The sequence below is a fragment of the Actinocrinis sp. genome, from assembly GCF_035938995.1.
Taxonomy (GTDB): domain Bacteria; phylum Actinomycetota; class Actinomycetes; order Streptomycetales; family Catenulisporaceae; genus DASZGI01.
On sequence record NZ_DASZGI010000315.1, the window covers coordinates 1 to 3,984 of the forward strand.

General features: G+C 67.0%; 3 protein-coding genes and 2 pseudogenes. 2 read left to right on the forward strand and 3 right to left on the reverse strand.

Annotation, left to right across the window (positions count from 1 at the left end; all coding sequences use genetic code 11):
* Positions 1-7: 7 nt before the first annotated feature.
* Positions 8-1,216: a polysaccharide lyase family 7 protein gene (locus VGZ32_RS22075; protein ID WP_326888054.1), complete on the reverse strand. Its 1,209-nt coding sequence runs from the start codon at positions 1,214-1,216 to the stop codon at positions 8-10.
* Positions 1,217-1,761: 545 nt separating this feature from the next.
* Positions 1,762-2,564: pseudogene (locus VGZ32_RS22080) on the reverse strand (arylamine N-acetyltransferase family protein).
* A gap of 157 nt (positions 2,565-2,721) precedes the next feature.
* Between VGZ32_RS22080 and VGZ32_RS22090 the strand changes: the two are divergent.
* Both VGZ32_RS22090 and VGZ32_RS22095 read left to right on the forward strand, forming a co-directional pair.
* Positions 2,722-3,126, forward strand: a complete 405-nt coding sequence (locus tag VGZ32_RS22090) for a helix-turn-helix transcriptional regulator (protein ID WP_349263712.1) — start codon at positions 2,722-2,724, stop codon at positions 3,124-3,126.
* 56 nt (positions 3,127-3,182) lie between these two features.
* Positions 3,183-3,620: a VOC family protein gene (locus tag VGZ32_RS22095; RefSeq protein ID WP_326888056.1), complete on the forward strand. Its 438-nt coding sequence runs from the start codon at positions 3,183-3,185 to the stop codon at positions 3,618-3,620.
* A gap of 69 nt (positions 3,621-3,689) precedes the next feature.
* Here the strand turns inward: VGZ32_RS22095 and VGZ32_RS22100 are convergent.
* A pseudogene (locus tag VGZ32_RS22100) lies at positions 3,690-3,984 on the reverse strand (SAM-dependent methyltransferase); the annotation flags it as partial.

A 3,984-nucleotide genomic window follows, 5' to 3' on the forward strand; every position in this document is an offset into this window, starting at 1 on the left:
GATCAGATCAGCTGCTGTGGTGGATGGACAGTGCGTAGAACGCGACCTGTGCGCCGACGCTGGAGTCGCTGCCTGAGGTCTGGTCGTAGTCGCCGGCCTTGAAGTACATGCCATAGCCGTTGAAGGTCGAGGAGGCCGTCCATGTCTGTCTCGATCCGCCGTTGAGCACCAGGCTGATAGTGCTGCCGCTCAGGCCGATCACGTAGCTCCAAGTGGTGCCCAGCGGCACGTTGCCGACGTTGTAGAGCACTTCGTTGCCCCCGGCCGGTGTCTGCTCGATGCCCATCTTGATGTCGCCGTTGGCGTAGTAGAACAGTTCGAGCAGCGGCTTGGTCGAGCCGCCGGAGCCGAGGTGGATCTGGCCGACGCAGACGTGGTCCGGCACCCGGGTGACCTTCAACGTGGCGCTGAGTGTGTGTGTTCCGGGGGCGAACCAGTTCGCCGGCGAACCGCTGGAGTCCATCTCGCGCAGTTCCGAGCGCGCGAAACTCGAGTTCGGCGTGGTGACGCCGTTCTCCGGGTCCCAGAAGGTCATCGCACCGTCGCTGGAGGCGGTGTAGAAGTACGAGTCCTGAAAACCGTTCGGACCTTCCAGCTGCGAGGGCAGGATCGTGGTGGGCGAGCCGGGCGAACCGACCGGGAGCTGCAATTCCCACAGCGACAGGTCGAAGTTGCCACCCGGAGCGACCGAGGGGTTCAGACCGCCGCCGCCACCTCCACCACCGCCTCCACCGCCGCTAGACGACGGCAGGGTCCACTGCTGGTTGGCGCCGTCGGTGCAGCTCCAGATCTGCACCTGGGTGCCGGAGCCGCCCCAGCCGGTGTCATCCAGGCACTTGCCGGAGTTGGGGTTGACGAGTTCGCCGTTGGACTGGGGCATCCACGTCTGCGCTCCGGTGCCGTTGCAGTCGTAGAGGTCGACTTTGGTTCCGTTCGCAGTGCCCGCGGCGTTGACATCAAGGCATTTGCCGAGCACCTGAAGGGTGTTGCCGGTGGTGTCGACCGTCCACTGCTGGGCGTTCGTGCCATTGCAGGTGTAGACCTGGATGGGGTTGAGGTTGGCCGTGCTTGCGCTGCGGTCGTCCAAGCACAGGCCCTGGTACCCGGTGATCTGGCCGGTGACGGTCGCGGCGGAAGCCGCTGGGGCGACCGCCACGCTCATCCCGGCGACACCCAAGCCGGCGCCCAGCGCGACAGCGGCGAGCGCCGCGATCACGCGGCTTCGGAGGGTGCGGAACTTTCTAGCAAACATGTTTATGTGAACCGGGAATGATCGATCGTTTCGCACCCCGTTGTGCAATTTGGCCATAGCGGCGCTGCCTTTCCGGGCATGAGCCCGTTCAAGGAAGGCTTCTAGACCGAGCGGTCCAGGAGCCATTGCCGCCGCGCCGAACGGCTGATCGGGCACCGGGCGGGGTGCGTCGCCCTTACCTGTGCGCGCAATCGGTACCCGAGGTTAATTCGCGGTGTGATTAAAGCAGTTTGCCGGGGTTATCGTCAATAAGGTTTACTTACCGACCGCGATAGGGACCTCGCCGCAGAGCAGCGTGCTGTGACGTTTCAGGGGCGACTTCAGTCCCGCCGTGCCCGCACGTCGTTCCTCACGCTTGGCGTATTACGGCACTTCGGAGACTCGGGCGGCAGATGCGTCTTCGTGAGTCGGCGCGAGCAGGGGCGAGTGCGATGACTTGGCAAGCATTCCGCGATCGTGGGCAGGTGCTGGGCGCGGCGGCACGGACACCTTCGTGTTCGCGTGGCCGATCAGCTGGTCTTGAGAATCGGTTCGTGTTCGTGTTCGAGCACGATGCCGAAGCGCTCGCGATAGGCCGCCAGGACCGCCGCCTCGTCTTCGAGGTGCTCCTCGCTGCGATCGCCCGCGCACGTGACGATGAGCGTGCGTCCGCTGAGCGTGACGCGGTCATCGGCTCCGCCGAGCGAGCAGACCAGGGACCGGAGGAAATGCGAGTCGGGTGCGGTCTGCTGCCACCAGCAGGTCGCCTCGAAGTCGGCCAGTGCGCGTGGCCGCTGCTCGAGGCGGTACTGGAGTTCGCCGTCGCGATACACGTCCAGGTCGCCCTCGCCGGTCTCGTTGATGCGGAAGACGCCCCCGGGGTCGTGCTGATCGCCTCGGTCTTCCAGGCGCAGCGGGAGCACGCAGTGCCTGCCGAAGCCCACGTCGACCAGCCACGGACCGCCGTCGCCGGTGTCCTGGGCTTCCACGCGCAGGGCGAGGTGGTCGAACGGGGGGCCGAAGGCGTCGTTTTTCTCCGAGTAGACGCGTCCGGCCAGCAGGGTCACCCGATAGCCGAGTGCTTGCAGCAACGTGGCGAAGGCCCCGTTCAACTCGTAGCAGAAACCTCCGCGCCTCCTTGCGACGATCTTCTCGACGAGCGCTTGCGGCTCCAGGACGATGCCCTCCCCAGGTGGATGCTCAGGTTCTCGAACGGGACCGCATCCAGGTGCAGCCGGTGGAGGATGCGCAGGTAGGCGGCGTCCGGCTGCTGCGCTGGGGCTCCGATGCGGTCGAGGTAGGCGGCGACCCATGCCGCGTCGAGGCTGTCCATGATCCATTTATCCCAGAGATTCGGCTCCGATGTCATCGGGCCCTGGTCCTAGGACCAGGTCGGACGTGGCAGGCTGGAAGACGTGGCCGACCGATCGCCGCCCGAGGGCGCCTTGGACGTGGCGCGGTTGCGGCTGCTTCGGCGCGCCAAGGACGCGATGGACCGGGATTGGGCGCGGCGCCTTGACCTGAACGACGTAGCCGCGATCGCCGGGTACTCGCCGTATCACTTCATCCGCCTGTTCAAGCAGGCCTACGGGGAGAGCCCGGGGCGGTATCTCACCCGGCGCCGCGTCGAGCGCGCCCAGGCTCTGCTGCGCAGCGCGAACCTCACGGTGAGCGAGGTGTGCGCGGCCGTCGGCTTCGAGAGCCTGGGCAGCTTCTGCACCCGGTTCAAGCAGCTCACCGGACAAACGCCGACCGAGTTCCGGGACGCCGCGCTGCAGGACGGGGAGCCGCCGGTGCCCGGGTGCTTCGTGCTGCTGTGGGCCGGCGGATTCAAGACCTCCGTCCCGCCCGGCGCCGCAACTTTCGAGAAGCCCGCTCCGCGGCCGCTCTCCTAGGCTTGCCACGCGGGCGCACGGCCGTGCGGGCCGCCCCGGGAGCGAGGAGGGACATCATGATCACAGGATTGACGATCTCCACGGTGTGGGTGCTCGACCAGGACTCGGCGCTGAAGTTCTACACCGAGAAGCTGGGCTTCGAGCTGCGCTACGACGTGGAGATGGGGCCGGGAGCGCGCTGGGTGACGGTCGGTGCGAAGGGGCAGCCGGACCATTCCCTCACCCTCATGATCCCCGGTCCCCCGGCGGTGGACCCCGAGTCCGCGCAGCAGCTGCGGGCGCTGGTGGCCAAGGGTGTGCTTGGCGCCGGAGTGATGAGCACGGACGACTGCGAGGCGACCTACCGGGAACTCTCGGCACGCGGCGTGGAGTTCGTGCAGGGGCCCACGAAGCGCCCTTACGGGATCGAGGCGCTGTTCCGCGACGATTCAGGGAACTGGTTCAGTCTGACGCAGCGGGGCGAAGGGTTCGACGAGAGCGCCTCGTGGAGCTGAGCCGGTCGGAGGACTCCGGGAACAATCGAACGCTGACGACGGGACCACCGGGGCGGGATGGCGGGGCGATCAGATGCGGTCTGCGGCGATCAGCAGGTATTGGAAGCTGCCGCTGCGGTACGCGGTCAGGAAGGTTTCTTCGATGCCGGTGGTCAGCGGGGAGCGGGCGCGCAGCTGCCAGTACGGGATGGTCGCTTCGGTCAGGTCCACCACCGCGACGGGTACCAGGCGGTGGGCGGCCATCTCGCGGAAGTACGCGCTGCGCGGGTGGATGTCGCAGATGTAGTGCGCGTTGATCTCGCTGACCGCCCGGGACGGCAGTCCGTAGGCGTCGTTGTAGCACCCGGTGATGGTCACGTACCGG

What these genes read in the sequence shown, in the direction of transcription:
- VGZ32_RS22090 (WP_349263712.1), top strand. Translation starts at nt 2,722, where the DNA reads ATGGACCGGGATTGGGCGCGGCGCCTTGACCTGAACGACGTAGCCGCG.
- VGZ32_RS22095 (WP_326888056.1), top strand. Translation starts at nt 3,183, where the DNA reads ATGATCACAGGATTGACGATCTCCACGGTGTGGGTGCTCGACCAGGAC.